The 14,260-nt window shown below is 68.9% G+C and carries 17 protein-coding genes and 1 riboswitch; of the genes, 14 read left to right on the forward strand and 3 right to left on the reverse strand.

Features of this window, described 5'->3' with window-relative positions; translation table 11 throughout:
* Window positions 1-3: 3 nt before the first annotated feature.
* Entirely contained in the window at window positions 4-447 is a 444-nt protein-coding gene (locus RIC31_RS25165; RefSeq protein WP_350114763.1) for a DUF192 domain-containing protein, read from the reverse strand.
* Window positions 444-1,676, reverse strand: coding sequence for an acetoin utilization protein AcuC (locus tag RIC31_RS25170; RefSeq protein ID WP_350114766.1), 1,233 nt, complete (start codon window positions 1,674-1,676; stop codon window positions 444-446). Before RIC31_RS25170 ends, RIC31_RS25165 begins: the two co-directional genes overlap by 4 nt.
* A 63-nt stretch (window positions 1,677-1,739) precedes the next feature.
* A riboswitch (TPP riboswitch) is annotated at window positions 1,740-1,850 on the forward strand.
* 64 nt (window positions 1,851-1,914) lie between these two features.
* Between RIC31_RS25170 and RIC31_RS25175 the strand changes: the two genes are divergently transcribed.
* The gene (locus tag RIC31_RS25175) at window positions 1,915-2,682 is read left to right on the forward strand and encodes an ABC transporter permease (protein ID WP_350114769.1); all 768 of its coding nucleotides are present in this window, start codon (window positions 1,915-1,917) and stop codon (window positions 2,680-2,682) included.
* Window positions 2,683-2,701: 19 nt separating this feature from the next.
* Window positions 2,702-3,640, forward strand: a complete 939-nt coding sequence (locus RIC31_RS25180; protein ID WP_350114772.1) for an ABC transporter substrate-binding protein — start codon at window positions 2,702-2,704, stop codon at window positions 3,638-3,640.
* Here RIC31_RS25180 and RIC31_RS25185 read toward each other — a convergent pair.
* Window positions 3,619-4,512: a branched-chain amino acid aminotransferase gene (locus tag RIC31_RS25185; RefSeq protein ID WP_350114775.1), complete on the reverse strand. Its 894-nt coding sequence runs from the start codon at window positions 4,510-4,512 to the stop codon at window positions 3,619-3,621. The genes RIC31_RS25180 and RIC31_RS25185 overlap by 22 nt on opposite strands.
* 276 nt (window positions 4,513-4,788) lie before the next feature.
* Here RIC31_RS25185 and RIC31_RS25190 point away from each other — a divergent pair, with 276 nt between their 5' ends.
* The 12 genes from RIC31_RS25190 (at window position 4,789) to RIC31_RS25245 (ending at window position 14,202) form a co-directional block, all read left to right on the forward strand.
* Complete coding sequence (locus RIC31_RS25190; RefSeq protein ID WP_350114778.1) at window positions 4,789-5,229, forward strand: Na+/H+ antiporter subunit E; 441 nt, start codon at window positions 4,789-4,791, stop codon at window positions 5,227-5,229.
* Entirely contained in the window at window positions 5,229-5,540 is a 312-nt protein-coding gene (locus tag RIC31_RS25195) for an MrpF/PhaF family protein (protein ID WP_350114781.1), read from the forward strand. Before RIC31_RS25190 ends, RIC31_RS25195 begins: the two co-directional genes overlap by 1 nt.
* Window positions 5,537-5,884, forward strand: a complete 348-nt coding sequence (gene mnhG, locus RIC31_RS25200; RefSeq protein WP_350114784.1) for a monovalent cation/H(+) antiporter subunit G — start codon at window positions 5,537-5,539, stop codon at window positions 5,882-5,884. Before RIC31_RS25195 ends, mnhG begins: the two co-directional genes overlap by 4 nt.
* Window positions 5,885-5,887: 3 nt before the next feature.
* Window positions 5,888-6,460 carry a DUF4040 domain-containing protein gene (locus RIC31_RS25205; protein ID WP_350114787.1) on the forward strand — a complete coding sequence of 191 codons (573 nt, stop codon included), beginning with the start codon at window positions 5,888-5,890 and terminating at the stop codon, window positions 6,458-6,460.
* Entirely contained in the window at window positions 6,457-6,894 is a 438-nt protein-coding gene (locus RIC31_RS25210; RefSeq protein WP_350114790.1) for a Na(+)/H(+) antiporter subunit B, read from the forward strand. Before RIC31_RS25205 ends, RIC31_RS25210 begins: the two co-directional genes overlap by 4 nt.
* 2 nt (window positions 6,895-6,896) lie before the next feature.
* The gene (locus RIC31_RS25215) at window positions 6,897-7,286 is read left to right on the forward strand and encodes a cation:proton antiporter subunit C (protein WP_350114793.1); all 390 of its coding nucleotides are present in this window, start codon (window positions 6,897-6,899) and stop codon (window positions 7,284-7,286) included.
* The gene (locus RIC31_RS25220; protein ID WP_350114796.1) at window positions 7,283-8,785 is read left to right on the forward strand and encodes a monovalent cation/H+ antiporter subunit D family protein; all 1,503 of its coding nucleotides are present in this window, start codon (window positions 7,283-7,285) and stop codon (window positions 8,783-8,785) included. Before RIC31_RS25215 ends, RIC31_RS25220 begins: the two co-directional genes overlap by 4 nt.
* Window positions 8,782-10,272, forward strand: a complete 1,491-nt coding sequence (locus RIC31_RS25225) for a monovalent cation/H+ antiporter subunit D family protein (RefSeq protein WP_350114799.1) — start codon at window positions 8,782-8,784, stop codon at window positions 10,270-10,272. The genes RIC31_RS25220 and RIC31_RS25225 overlap by 4 nt, the downstream gene beginning before the upstream one ends.
* A 16-nt stretch (window positions 10,273-10,288) precedes the next feature.
* Complete coding sequence (locus RIC31_RS25230; RefSeq protein ID WP_350114802.1) at window positions 10,289-10,567, forward strand: hypothetical protein; 279 nt, start codon at window positions 10,289-10,291, stop codon at window positions 10,565-10,567.
* Window positions 10,551-12,266: a Na(+)/H(+) antiporter subunit D gene (locus RIC31_RS25235; RefSeq protein ID WP_350114805.1), complete on the forward strand. Its 1,716-nt coding sequence runs from the start codon at window positions 10,551-10,553 to the stop codon at window positions 12,264-12,266. The genes RIC31_RS25230 and RIC31_RS25235 overlap by 17 nt, the downstream gene beginning before the upstream one ends.
* An 86-nt stretch (window positions 12,267-12,352) precedes the next feature.
* Window positions 12,353-13,027: an SRPBCC family protein gene (locus RIC31_RS25240; protein WP_350114808.1), complete on the forward strand. Its 675-nt coding sequence runs from the start codon at window positions 12,353-12,355 to the stop codon at window positions 13,025-13,027.
* 65 nt (window positions 13,028-13,092) lie between these two features.
* Entirely contained in the window at window positions 13,093-14,202 is a 1,110-nt protein-coding gene (locus RIC31_RS25245; protein ID WP_350114811.1) for an S-(hydroxymethyl)glutathione dehydrogenase/class III alcohol dehydrogenase, read from the forward strand.
* Window positions 14,203-14,260 lie beyond the last annotated feature (58 nt).

The following is a 14,260-nucleotide window of genomic DNA, read 5'->3' on the forward strand; positions in this document are numbered from 1 at the left end:
CCCTCACCCGCCGCCGATACCGGCCCCGGACACCCTGTCGCCGACCGCGAGGCCGAGCCGGTCGACCGTGCCGCCGTTGACCTCCAGCACGTAGCGGGCGCGCCGTTTGGCGGCGATGGTGTCGAGCGAGAACGGCACCGCGCGTTCGTGGATGTCGACGATCCGGCCGTCGTCGGCGATGAACAGCATGTCGAGCGGCAGCGGGGTGTTCTTCATCCACATGGCGATCCGCGTGGTCCGGGCGAACACGAACAGCATGCCTTGGTCGGGCGCCAGCTCGCGGCGGAACATCAGGCCCTGGTTGCGCTCGGGATCGGTGGCGGCAATCTCGACCTGGAACGCATGGCGGACGCCGGCCGCCGTCTCGACGGTCAGCGGCACCCGCTGCTGGGCGACGGCGGCGCCGGTCCAGAGCACCAGCGACAGGGCGACGATCAGAACTCTCATGGGGCCAGCACCGCCTCGATGATCCGATGGATATGGTCGCGCACCGGGCCCGGATTCGGAGGGTCGGCGAGCGTGGTGAACCAGTGCTCCGGCGGGTTGCGGCCGCGGCTGTGGTTCCAGGTCAGGTCGCGCAGCACCCGCTCGGCTGCCGGCACCGGCGGCACCGCCGGGTCGATCCCGTTCAGGGTCGCCCAGATGCCGGCCCAGGCCCTTGCCACCGACCACGGATTGTAGCCGCCACCGCCGACCACCAGCACCCGCGGCGCGGTCGGGACCAGGGCGGCCACCGCGTCCCACAGCGCCCGGTTCGACAGCTCCAGCCTGGCCTGCGGGTCGTCGGCCAGGCCGTCGGCCCCGGTCTGGATCACCAGCGCGTCCGGAAAGAAGCGCTGCACCAGCGGCACCACGGCGGCGTTCACCAGCAGCGCCATCTCGCTGTCGTTCAGCCCGGCCGGCACCGGCAGGTTGCGGGCCATGCCGCCGGCCCGGTCGTCGAGCGCCCCGGTCCGGGGCCAGCGGCCGTCCTCGTGCAGCGACACCGTCAGCACCCGGTCGTCGTCGTGGAACGCGTCCTGGACGCCGTCGCCGTGATGGGCGTCGAGGTCGACATAGGCGACCCGCTCCAGCCCGTGGTCGAGCATCGCCAGGATGCCGAGGACCGGATCGTTGAAGAAGCAGAAGCCCCAGGCCATGTCGCGGCGGCCGTGATGGGTGCCGCCGGCAAGCGAGTGGATGAGGCCGCGCTGGACATGGGCCAGCGCCGAGCCCGCGAGGATCGAGGCGCCGGACGAAGTCGCGGGGCGGCGGAAGATCTCGGCGAACACCGGGTTGCCGTTGCGGCCGATGTTGTAGCGCTCGCGCACCGCCTCGGGCACGTGCCGGCTGCGCTCGGCCTCGACCACGGCGGCCACGTAGTCCGGGTCGTGGAACCGGTGCAACTGATCGGGCTCGGCCTGCCGGCTCTCGGCGTAGTGCGCGTCGTCGATCCAGCCCATGGCCCGGGCGATGTCGACCGCCGGGGTCACCCGCTGGATCGAGAGCGGGTGGCGCTGGCCGTAGACCGAGTGCCGGTAGATCTCGTTCCCCACCATCACCGGTCGCGCCGGGAACGCCACCGGCAGCACCGTCGGGTCGAACCGGGTCCAGGCCGGGTCCCGCCGCGCCGTCACCTCGGGCGCCACGCGATAGGGCGCCGGATCGGGCCGGGAGACGGGGAGAACGGTGTCCATGGCCACAGAAACTGCGTCAGCGAAGCGGCCTTGCCAAGGGGTGGCGCCGCCGCCATGATCGGCTCGCCACTTCGGGGGAGCCGCAATCCGGCGGCTGAGAGGTCCAGGTGACTGGACGACCCCACGAACCTGATCCGGGTCACGCCGGCGGAGGGAGCAAGGAGGCGATGATGCGCGCCCGCGCAACAGGCCGTTCCGAGTCCGACGCAGCGAGCATCCGGGAACCCAGTTCCCGGCGATGATGCGCGTCCACCGTTTCGCCCGTCCCCTGGCGATCGCCGCCGGGCTGGTTGCGCTGTGGCAGGCCGTGGTCTGGGCGACCGCCGCCCCGCCCTACATCCTGCCGGGCCCGGGCCGGGTTCTGGTCGCCTGGGTCGAGCGCAGCGACATCATTCTGAAGCACGCCGGCACCACGGCGACCGAGATCCTGCTGGGGCTGCTGCTCGGCGCCGCCGTCGGCCTGGCGGTCGCCACCACCCTGCACGCGGTGCGTCCGATCCGTCCCTGGCTGCTGCCGGTGCTGGTGGTCAGCCAGGCGATCCCGGTGTTCGCGCTGGCCCCGCTGCTGGTGCTGTGGCTCGGCTACGGCATGGCCAGCAAGGTCGTGATGGCCGGGCTGATCATCTTCTTCCCGGTGGCCGCCGCATTCTACGACGGCCTGCGCCGGGTCGAGCCGCTGTGGCTCGACGCCGCCCGCACACTCGGCTGTCGCGGCCCCCGGCTGTTCCGCCGGGTGCGGCTGCCGGCCGCCCTGCCGGCGCTGGCCTCGGGCCTGCGGGTCGCGACGGCGGTGGCGCCGATCGGCGCGGTGGTCGGCGAGTGGGTCGGGTCCTCGGCCGGCCTCGGCTACCTGATGCTGCACGCCAACGGGCGCATGCAGACCGACCTGATGTTCGCCGCCCTGCTCACCCTCGCGATCCTCTCGGTCGCGCTCTACACCGCCGTCGACGCCGGACTGCGCCGGGCCATGCCGTGGCAGGCCGGCGAGGCGGAAGAACCGCACTAACCCTCCTGGAGACACCTCGATGCGCCTCGCCGCCTGCCTGCTTGCCGGCCTGCTGATCGTCACGGCCGGCCCCGCCCGCGCCGCCGACAAGCTCACCGTGCTGCTCGACTGGTTCGTCAACCCGGACCACGGGCCGCTGATCGTCGCCGCCGAACTCGGCCTCTATGCCGAGCAGGGCCTGGAGGTCGAGTTGATCGCCCCGGCCGACCCGAACGACCCGCCGAAGCTGGTGGCCGCCGGCAAGGCCGACATCGCGATCTCCTACCAGCCACAGCTGCACCTGCAGATCGACCAGGGCCTGCCGCTGGTGCGCTTCGGCACGCTGGTCGCGACCCCGCTCAACACCCTGGCGGTGCTGGCCGACGGGCCGGTCATGACCCTCGCCGACCTGAAGGGGCGCAAGATCGGGTACTCGGTGGCCGGTACCGAGGAGGCGATGCTGACGGCGATGCTGCGCACCGTCGGCCTCGGCATGGCCGACGTCGAGATGGTCAACGTCAACTTCTCGCTGTCGCCGTCGCTGATCGCCGGCCAGGTCGACGCGGTGATCGGCGCCTACCGGAACTTCGAGCTGAACCAGATGGACATCGTCGGCCGGCCCGGCCGGGCGTTCTTCGTCGAGGAGCACGGGGTGCCGCCGTTCGACCAGCTGATCTACGTCGCCCATCGCGACAACGCCGCCGACACGCGCCTGCCGCGGTTCCTGGCGGCCACAGAGCGGGCCGTCCAGTACATCGTCAACCACCCGGACGACGCCTGGGCGCTGTTCGTGAAGAACAACAAGGAGGTCGACGACGAGCTGAACCGCCGGGCGTGGCGCGACACGCTGCCGCGGTTCGCGCTCCGCCCGGCGGCGATCGATTTCGGCCGCTACGACCGGCTGGCCGGCTTCCTCAAGGAGGCGGGCCTAATCAAGGCGGTCCCGCCGGTCGAGAGCTACGCCGTCGCAGTGCGCTGAGCCGCCCGGCCGTCCGTCACCGGCTCGTCCACGAGCCGGCAGGTCTGCAGGAACGCCCAGTAGAGTTCCCGGGCCTGCCGGAACACCGGCCCCGGCTGCAGGTCCCGGCCCTCCCAGCCGGTCACGGTCTGAATCTTGCCGGCATTGCCGGACATCCAGATCTCGTCTGCGTCGTCCAGGTCCGCGACCGTCACCACCCGTTGCTCGACCTGGACACCGGCGGCCTCCAGCAGGCCGGCCACCCGGTTCTTGGTGATACCGTCCAGGAAGGTGCCGTTGGCCTTCGGCGTGATCGCCACCCCGTCCTTGGCGAGCCACAGGTTGGCATGGCTGAACTCGGCGACGTTGCCGTCGGGGTCCAGCACCACCGCCAGCTGGAAGCCGCGGCTCATGGCGTCGCGCCGGGCCCGCTGCGAATTCGGATACAGGGCGCCGGCCTTGGAATCGGTCGGGGCCTGGTCCGGTGCGGCGCGCCGGAACGGCGACAGCGTGGCCCGCCCGGCATTCTCCGGCGGCATCGGCATCTCGAAAACCGACAGGGTGAACACCGTGGTGCCGGTTTCGGGCAGCAGGCTGCCGTCGCGGCAGAAGAACATCGGCCGGACGTAGTAGTCGGTATCGGCCGGCAGCATGCGGATGCCCTCGACGCAGAGCGCATGCACCTGCTCGCCGGTCAGGTCGGGCTGCAGTCCGATCGCCCGGGCCGACCGGATCAGGCGGGCGCAGTGCCGGTCGAGATCCGGGGCGCAGCCATGGATCGACCGGGCGCCGTCGAACACGTTGTTGGCCGACCAGAAGCCGAGGTCGGTCGGGCCCGCGACCAACGGCGGATCATTGCGCCAGGAGCCCTCGTAGTAGTGCACGCCGTTCATGCCATCCTCCCGGTTTGTACGATCGTTACAAGGACAGCATTACTGACCCAATTTAGGACAGCACTCCATACCTATTTCCGCAAAGCCCCCCGCGCCGAATAGGTGTCACCGCGACATCGCCTCGCCGGAATGTCGATTGTTCCCCACCGCACTTGGCGGGCACGCCGGACCTGTGGCATGAATTGCGCCTCCGGTGCAGCCTGCACCGGCGCGGGTCGGCGGGAGGGGGACAGCGGCGGAATGCTTCACGCATTGGTCTTGGGAGCGAGCCTCGCCGTGTTCTGGCTCCTGCTGTCGGGGTACTTCCACGAGCCGCTGCTGTTGTCGCTCGGCGCGATCTCGGTGGTCTTCACCGTCTGGCTGTCGCTCCGCATGGACCGGCAGGACGGTGAACGGGTCCGGATGCGGATCGACTTTCCGATCCTGCGCTACTGGGGCTGGCTGCTGATCGAGATCTTCAAGGCCAACATCGACGTGGCGAAACTGATCCTGGCGCCCAGGCTGGCCCTCAGCCCGCGCATGATCCGGGTAAAGGCGACGCAGTCCACCGACATGGGCGTCGTGATCTACGCCAACTCGATCACCCTGACCCCGGGGACGGTCACGGTCGACATCGACGGCGACGAACTGGTGGTGCACGCCATTACCCAGGAACTCGCCGACGGCCTGACCGGCGGCGACATGGGCGACCGCGTCACCGCCCTCGGGGCGCGTTGATGGACTATGCCCTGATGATGCTCGCCGCCGGCACCACCGGCCTGCTGGTCGCCATGCTGATCACCCTGGCGCGCGCGATCGCCGGCCCGAGCCTTTACGACCGCGTGCTGGCGGTGAACAGCGTCGGCACCAAGATCGTGCTGCTGATCGCCGCCATGGGCTTCCTGTTCGGCCGTCCCGACTTCCTCGACATCGCCCTGCTTTACGCCCTGGTGAACTTCATCGGCACCCTGGCGGTCCTGAAGTTCTTCCGGTACCGGCACCTCGGCCTGTCGGGCACCGCCCAGAGCGAGCCGGAGGGCCCGCAATGAGCCTGATCGCCGACATACTCGCCGGGGTTTTCTTCGCCGCGGGTGCCGCCTTCGTGCTGATCGGCTCGTTCGGACTGTGGCGCCTGCCCGACTTCTACACCCGGCTGCACGCCGCCGGCATCACCGACACCCTCGGCCTGTCGCTGATGCTGGTCGGCATGATGTTCCTGGGCGGCTGGACGCTGGTGACCGTCAAACTGCTGTTCATCCTGATCCTGATCCTGCTGACCAGCCCGACCGCCACCCATGCCGTCGCCAACGCCGCCTACACCGTGGGACTGCGGCCGTTCGGCGTGCCGGATGAGGACCCGCCGGCGGCGGATCGCCCGGACGGGGGGAACTGAGTCATGGAACTGCTGATCGACATCGTCCTGCTCGGCATCCTCGGCATCACCGCGATCGCCATCCTGTGGACCCGGCACCTGTTCGTGGCGACCATGCTGGCCGGGGCCTACAGCCTGACGTCGGCGGCCCTGCTGGTGGCGCTCGACGCGGTCGACGTGGCGTTCACCGAGGCGGCGGTCGGTGCCGGCATCTCGACCGTCCTGATGCTCGGCACCCTGACCCTGACGCGGCGGCGCGAGAAGGCGCACCGCAGGATCGGCGCCGGTCCGCTGCTGCTGGTGGTGGTCACCGGCGCCATGCTGATCTACGGAACGGTGGACATGCCGGCGTTCGGCGACCCCAACGCCCCGGCCATGCAGCACGTCGCGCCGGAGTACATCGCCGGCACCCGCGACGACATCAAGATACCCAACATCGTGACCGCGATCCTGGCCAGCTACCGCGGCTTCGACACCCTCGGCGAGACCGCGGTGATCTTCACCGCCGGAGTCGGCGTGCTGCTGCTGCTCGGCCGCCGGCGGGAAGAGGACGAGGAACCCGGGACCCGCCGGCCGGAGCGGGAGCGCGACGCATGAGGCACCATCTGGTCCTGCGGATCGTCTCCAAGCTGCTGATTCCGTTCATCATCCTGTACGGGCTCTACGTCCAGTTCCACGGCGACTTCAGCCCCGGCGGCGGCTTCCAGGCCGGCGTCATCGTGGCCGCGGCGATCGTGCTGTACGCCCTGATCTTCGGCATCGACCGCGCCCGCAGCGTGTTCAAGCCGGAGGTGCTGATGGCGCTGGCACCGCTCGGCGTGATCCTGTTCGCGGCGGTCGGCTATTACGCGATGGCCATGGGCGGCGCCTTTCTCGACTACGACTGGCTGGTCGCCGACGACACGACCGGCCAGCACATCGGGATCATCACGGTGGAGTTCGGGGTCGGCCTGACCGTGACCTCGGTCATGGCGCTCATCTTCCTGGCCTATGCCGGCCGGACCCAAGACATCGACGACGACGATTGGTGACGATGCTCGAGCTCTTCCTGGCCAAGTACAACTACTGGATCGTCATCGTCCTGATGATGGTGGGCCTTTACGTCGTCGTGGCGCGCGGCAACCTGGTGAAGAAGATCATCGGGCTCAACGTGTTCCAGACCTCGGTGTTCCTGCTCTACATCTCCCTGGGCAAGGTCGCGGGCGGCACCGCGCCGATCCTGACCGGCAAGGACGAGGTGTTCTCAAACCCGGTCCCGCATGTGCTGATCCTGACCGCCATCGTGGTCGGAATCGCCACGACCGCGCTGGGGCTGGCGCTGGTGGTGCGGATCCGCGAAGCCTACGAGTCCATCGAGGACGACGAGATCGACGAGGCGGAGAACCGCGACATGGCGGCCGACCTGGCGGGACCAAGCCGATGAGTTCCACGCTGTCCGCGCTCGCGGGCCACCTGCCGATCCTGCAGGTCGTGGTGCCGCTGATTTCGGCCCCGCTCTGCTTCCTGCTGAAGCGCAGCAACATCGCGTGGGGGTTCGCCACGCTGGTCAGCTGGGCGGCCTTCGCGACCGCGGTCCTGCTGCTGCAGGCGGTGATGGACGGTGGCACCATCCGCTACGAGATCGGCGGCTGGGCCGCCCCGTGGGGCATCGAGTACGTGGTCGACGCCACCAACGCAATCGTCCTGGTGCTGGTCTCCGCGATCGGCGCCGCGGTGATGCCCTACGCCCGGCGCAGCGTGCTCGCCGAGATCCCGGCCAGCCAGCACGGCCTGTACTACACCGCCTACCTGCTGTGCCTGGCCGGCCTGCTCGGGGTCACGATCACCGGCGACGCCTTCAACGTCTTCGTGTTCCTCGAGATCACCTCGCTGTCGTCCTACATCCTGGTCGCCGCCGGCGCCGGCATGGATCGCCGGGCCCTGACCGCGGCCTACAACTACCTGGTCCTCGGGACGGTCGGCGCGACCTTCTTCGTGATCGGCGTCGGGCTGCTGTACATGGTCACCGGCACCCTGAACATCATCGACCTGAGCCAGCGCATCCCGGCCCTGCAGGACAACCGGACCGTCCATGTCGCCTTCGCCTTCGTGGTCGTCGGCATGGGGCTGAAGCTGGCGCTGTTCCCGCTGCACACCTGGCTGCCGAACGCCTACACCTACGCGCCGTCGACCGGCACCGCGTTCCTGGCCGCGACCTCCACCAAGGTGTCGGTCTACGTCCTGCTGCGCTTCATGTTCGTGGTGTTTGCGCCGACCTACGGGTTCATGGCGCTGACCATGGACTACGTGCTGCTGCCGCTGGCACTGATCGCCATGGTCGCCGCCACCATCGCCGCGATCTACCAGTACAACCTGAAGCGCCTGCTGGCCTATTCCAGCGTCGCGCAGCTCGGCTACATGGTGCTCGGCATCTCCTTCGGCAGCGTCACCGGCCTGACCGCGGCGATCCTGCACCTGTTCAACCACGCCCTGATGAAGGGCGCGCTGTTCCTGGCGCTCGGCTGCGTGATGCTGCGGGTCGGCGACGTCACGATCCAGGGCGTGCGCGGGCTCGGCCGGCAGATGCCGTGGACCATGGCGGCGTTCGTCGCCGGCGGCCTCAGCCTGATCGGCGTGCCGCTGACGGTCGGCTTCATCAGCAAGTGGTACCTGGTTCTCGCCACCCTCGAGGACGGCCGCTGGTGGATCGCGGCCTTCATCATGGTGAGCTCGCTGCTGGCCGTGATCTACGTCTGGAAGGTGGTCGAGGCCGCCTATCTGAAGGAGCCGCCGGCCGGCCGCGTGGTTCGCGAGGCGCCGCTGTCGATGCTGGTCCCGACCTGGATCCTGGTGCTCGCCAACATCTGGTTCGGCATCGATGCCGACTACACGGTCACGGTCGCCCGGACCGCGGCCATGGGCCTGCTGGGAGTGGCGCCATGAGCCCGTCCTTTCTGCTCGCCGCCACCCTGCTGCTGCCGCTGATCGGCACGCTGTTCATCGCGCTGACCGGCAGCCGGCCGAACCTGCGCGAGGCGGTCACCCTGGTGACGTCGCTGGCGCTGGCGACCGTCGTCTACAGCCTGCTGCAGGACGTGCTGGCCGGTGCCCGGCCGGCGGTGACCCTGATCGAAGTGGTGCCGGGCCTGCCGCTGGCCCTGGAGATCGAGCCGCTCGGCATGCTGTTCGCCTGCGTCGCCAGCGGCCTGTGGATCGTGAACTCGCTGTATTCGATCGGCTACATGCGGGGCAATCACGAGCACAAGCAGACCCGGTTCTACGTCTGCTTCGCGATCGCGATCAGCAGTGCGATGGGCATCGCCTTCGCCGGCAACATGTTCACCCTGTTCATCTTCTACGAGACCCTGACGCTGTCGACCTACCCGCTGGTCGCGCACAAGGAGACCGAGGAGGCCAAGCGCGGCGCGCGGATCTATCTCGGCCTGCTGATCGGCACATCGATCGGCTTCCAGATGGTCGCGATCATCTGGACCTGGCTGGCGGCCGGCACCCTCGACTTCGCGGCCGGCGGCATCCTGCGCGACAAGGTCGAGCCGACGCTGCTGCCGTTCCTCCTGGCGCTCTACATGTTCGGCATCGGCAAGGCGGCGCTGATGCCGTTCCACCGCTGGCTGCCGTCGGCGATGGTGGCGCCGACCCCGGTCAGCGCCCTGCTGCATGCGGTGGCGGTCGTGAAGGCCGGCGTGTTCACGGTCCTGAAGGTGGTGATCTACATCTTCGGCATCGACCTGCTGGCCGAGACCGGCGCCTCGCAGTGGCTGATCGGGGTCGCGTCGTTCACCCTGATCACCGCGTCGCTGGTCGCGTTGACCAAGGACAACCTGAAGGCCCGACTGGCCTATTCGACGATCAGCCAGCTTTCCTACATCGTGCTCGGCGCGGCGCTCGCGACCTCCTTCGGGGTGCTCGGCGGCGCCCTGCACATCGCCACCCACGCCCTCGGCAAGATCACGCTGTTCATGTGCGCCGGCGCCATCTACGTGGCGACCCACAAGACCGAGATCAGCGACATGGACGGCCTCGGCCGCAAGATGCCGTTCACCTACGGCGCCTTCCTGATCGGCGCGCTCAGTATCATCGGCCTGCCGCCGTTCGCGGGGGTGTGGAGCAAGTGGTACCTGGGGCTCGGCGCGGTAGACGCCGGCATGTGGTTCGTGGTGGCGATCTACATGGTCAGTTCGCTGCTCAACATCGGCTACCTCATCCCGGTGGTGGCGCGCGGCTTCCTCAAGCCGTCGGCCGGGCCGGTGCCGCAGTCGGTGGGGGCCGCCGCCGCTCCCGTCAAGGACGGCATCCAGGAGGCGCCGCTGCTGTGCGTGCTGCCGCCCTGCCTGACCGCGGCCGGCTGCATCGTGCTGTTCTTCTACTTCGACGCCGTGGTCGCCCTGCTGCGACCGCTGGTCCAGTGATGGCCGGGAGGTGACGATGGCGCAACACTCCTCATCCCCCCCGCCGGGCGAGAAGCCGCGCTGGCTGGACGAACCGCGGAACGTGACCAAGGTGGTCTGGGCGCTGGTCGCGGTCTGCGCCCTGCTGTTCCTGAGCGACCTGGTCTACGAGAAGCACCCGGTGTTCAAGGTCGAGTACCTGTTCGGCTTCTACGCGATCTACGGTTTCGTCGGCTCGGTTGGGCTGGTGCTGGCCGCCAAGTGGCTGCGGAAGATCCTGATGCGCGACGAGGACTACTATGACCGCGATCGCTGAGCTGGCGATGCCCCTGAATCCGGGCCTGCTGGTCATCCTCGGCGGGCTGCTGGTGCCACTGATGGCGCCGGCCCTCGCCCGCGTCTACGTGCTGGCGCTGCCGGCGGCGGTCCTGGGCTATCTCCATCTGATCCCGGCCGGCGAGCACGGCGCCCTCGCCTTCATGGGGCTGGACCTGCAGATGCTGCGGGTCGACAAGCTCAGCGTCGTGTTCGGCACGATCTTCCTGATCGCGCTGTTCCTCGGGAACCTCTACGCATGGCATGAGCGCGACCGGATGCAGCGCACGGCGGCGCAGATCTACGCCGGTGCTGCGATCGGCGCGGCCCTGGTCGGCGACCTGGTCTCGCTGTTCGTGTTCTGGGAGCTCACGGCGATCGCCTCGGTGGTGCTGATCTGGGCGGCCGGCACCGACCGGGCGTACCGGGCCGGCATGCGCTACCTGATCGTCCAGGTCGGTTCCGGCGTGATCCTGCTGGCCGGCATCCTGTTCCACGTGCACGGCACCGGCTCGATCGCCTTCGGGAACATCGGCCTGGAGTCCCCCGGCGGGGCGCTGATCCTGATCGCCTTCGGCGTCAAATGCGCGTTCCCGCTGCTGCACAACTGGCTGCAGGACGCGTATCCGGAGGCCACCGTGACCGGCACGGTGATCCTGTCCGCCTTCACCACCAAGCTCGCGGTCTACGCCCTGGCGCGCTCGTTCGCCGGCACCGAGATGCTGATCTGGATCGGCGCGATCATGACCGCCTTCCCGATCTTCTACGCGGTGATCGAGAACGACCTGCGGCGGGTGCTGGCCTATAGCCTGAACAACCAGCTCGGCTTCATGGTGGTCGGCGTCGGGATCGGCACCGAGATGGCGCTGAACGGCACCGCCGCCCACGCCTTCTCGCACATCCTCTACAAGGCGCTGCTGTTCATGGCGATGGGGGCGGTGCTGTTCCGCACCGGAACCTGCAAGGGCTCCGAGCTCGGCGGGCTCTACAAGACCATGCCCTGGACCACCGGGTTCTGCATCGTCGGCGCCGCCTCGATCTCCGCGTTCCCGCTGTTCTCCGGCTTCATCTCCAAGTCGATGATCCTGACCGCGGCGGCCGGCGAGGGCCATTTCGTGGTCTGGGGCGTGCTGCTGTTCGCGTCGGCCGGCGTGTTCCACCATTCCGGCATCAAGGTGCCGTTCTTCGCCTTCTTCGCCCACGACAGCGGGCGCCGGCCGAAGGAAGCGCCCTGGAACATGCTGCTGGCGATGGCCGCCACCTCGGCCCTGTGCATCGGGATCGGCATCTGGCCGGAGCCGCTCTATGCGATGCTCCCCTTCCCGGTCGACTTCGTGCCCTATACCGCCGCGCATGTGTTCACCCAGCTGCAGCTGCTGCTGTTCGCCGCACTGGCCTTCACCTTCCTGATGCGGACCGGCCTGTACCCGCCGGAGCTGCGCTCGACCAACCTCGACACCGATGTGGTCTACCGCAAGCTCCTGCCCTGGCTGACGCTTGGCGTCGGCCGCAGCATCGACGCGAGCTGGACCCGACTGACCTCGGGAAGCATCGCCCTGCTGTCGCTCGCCATCGACGGCGCGGCCCGCAACTTCGGCCCGAACGGCCTGGTCGGCCGGACCGTCCGGGTCGGCAACGGGGTCGCCTGGGTGGCCGCCCTGCTGCTGGTGGTGCTGGTCGTCGGCTACGCCGCCGGCTGACCGCCCTGCGGCCGGTTGTGGCAGCGCCCCGGCAAATTTGTTAAGCGGTATCCGATCACGGACCCGCCCACGAAAGGTCTACCGCCATGGACATGACCGGCCAGCACACGATCCCGGCCCCCCGCCAGACGGTCTGGGAGGCGCTCAACGACCCCGACGTGCTGAAGCAGTGCATTCCGGGCTGCGAGGAGATCGAGCGGACCGGCGACGACGGCTTCGCCGCCAAGGTCTCGGTGAAGGTCGGACCGGTGAAGGCCAAGTTCGGCGGCCAGGTCACGCTGTCCGACATCGACCCGCCGAACGGCTACACCATCTCCGGCGAGGGCAAGGGCGGGGCCGCCGGCTTCGCCAAGGGCGGGGCCAAGGTCAGCCTGGCCGACGCCGAGGGCGGCGCCGCGACCGTCCTGAGCTACGAGGTCAACGCCTCGGTCGGCGGCAAGCTGGCGCAGATCGGCGCCCGGCTGATCGACTCGACCGCCAGGAAATACGCGAACGACTTCTTCGCGACGTTCAGCGAGATCGCGGCCAGCCGCGCCGGCGGTACCGCGCCGGCGGCGGCCGGCGCCGCGGCCGCGCACCAGGATCAACATCACGCCAAGGAGGATACGTCGGTGGCTGCCAGCAATCCGCTCAAGGAAGAAATGAAGCGCCTCGGGATCCCGGACGAGAACGTCTACAACGGCCTGCACTGGGCCGTGGTGGTCAGCTGGGGGCTGCTCGCCGCCGGCGTCGTGCTGTTCCTGGTATCCGCGCACAGCTGACCCGATAACAGCTGACCCGATACCGGCGCCCGCCGCCGGCCGACACGAACATCCGGGAGGAAGCCATGAAGGCACGCGCCGCCATCGCCGTCGAAGCCGGCAGGCCGCTGGAGATCGCCGACGTCGACCTGGAAGGCCCCAAGGCCGGCGAGGTCCTGGTCGAGGTCAAGGCCACCGGCATCTGCCACACCGACGCCTTCACCCTGTCGGGCGGTGACCCGGAAGGCATCTTCCCGTCGATTCTCGGGCATGAGGGCGCCGGCGTCGTGGTCGAGGTCGGCCCCGGCGTGAAGGGCCTGAAGGCCGGCGACCACGTGATCCCGCTGTACACCCCGGAATGCCGGGAGTGCGAATACTGCCTGAACCCGAAGACCAACCTGTGCCAGGCGATCCGCAGCACCCAGGGCAAGGGGCTGATGCCGGACGGCAGCTCGCGGTTCTCGCTGAACGGGAAGCCGCTGTTCCACTACATGGGCTGCTCGACCTTCTCGAACTACACGGTGCTGCCGGAAATCGCGCTCGCGAAGATCCGCAGCGACGCCCCGTTCGACAAGGTCTGCTACATCGGCTGCGGCGTGACCACCGGGATCGGGGCGGTGATCAACACCGCCAAGGTCGAGCCCGGCGCGAACGTCGTGGTGTTCGGGCTCGGCGGCATCGGCCTGAACGTCGTGCAGGGCGCCCGCATGGTCGGCGCCAACATGATCGTCGGCGTCGACCTGAACCCGGCCCGCAAGGAGCTGGCCGCCAAGTTCGGCATGACGCATTTCGTGAACCCGAAGGACATCCAGGGCGACCTGGTGGGGCATCTGGTCGAGCTGACCGGCGGTGGCGCCGACTATTCCTTCGAGTGCATCGGAAATGTGAACACAATGCGACAAGCGCTTGAGTGTGCTCATAAAGGCTGGGGCGAGAGCATCATCATCGGGGTCGCCGGCGCCGGCCAGGAGATCTCCACGCGGCCGTTCCAGCTGGTGACCGGCCGGTCCTGGCGCGGCACCGCCTTCGGCGGCGCCAGGGGCCGGACGGACGTCCCGAAGATCGTCGACTGGTACATGGACGGGAAGGTCAACATCGACGACCTGATCACCCACACCATGCCGCTCGAGCAGATCAACCACGGCTTCGACCTGATGCACGAGGGCAAGTCGATCCGCAGCGTCGTCGTGTACTGAACGGCCGAACGCTACCCCACTGATCGCGGCGGCGGGTGGGTTCCGGAGCCGAACGCTC

This window comes from Thalassobaculum sp. (genome assembly GCF_040219615.1).
Taxonomy (GTDB): Bacteria; Pseudomonadota; Alphaproteobacteria; order Thalassobaculales; family Thalassobaculaceae; genus Thalassobaculum_A.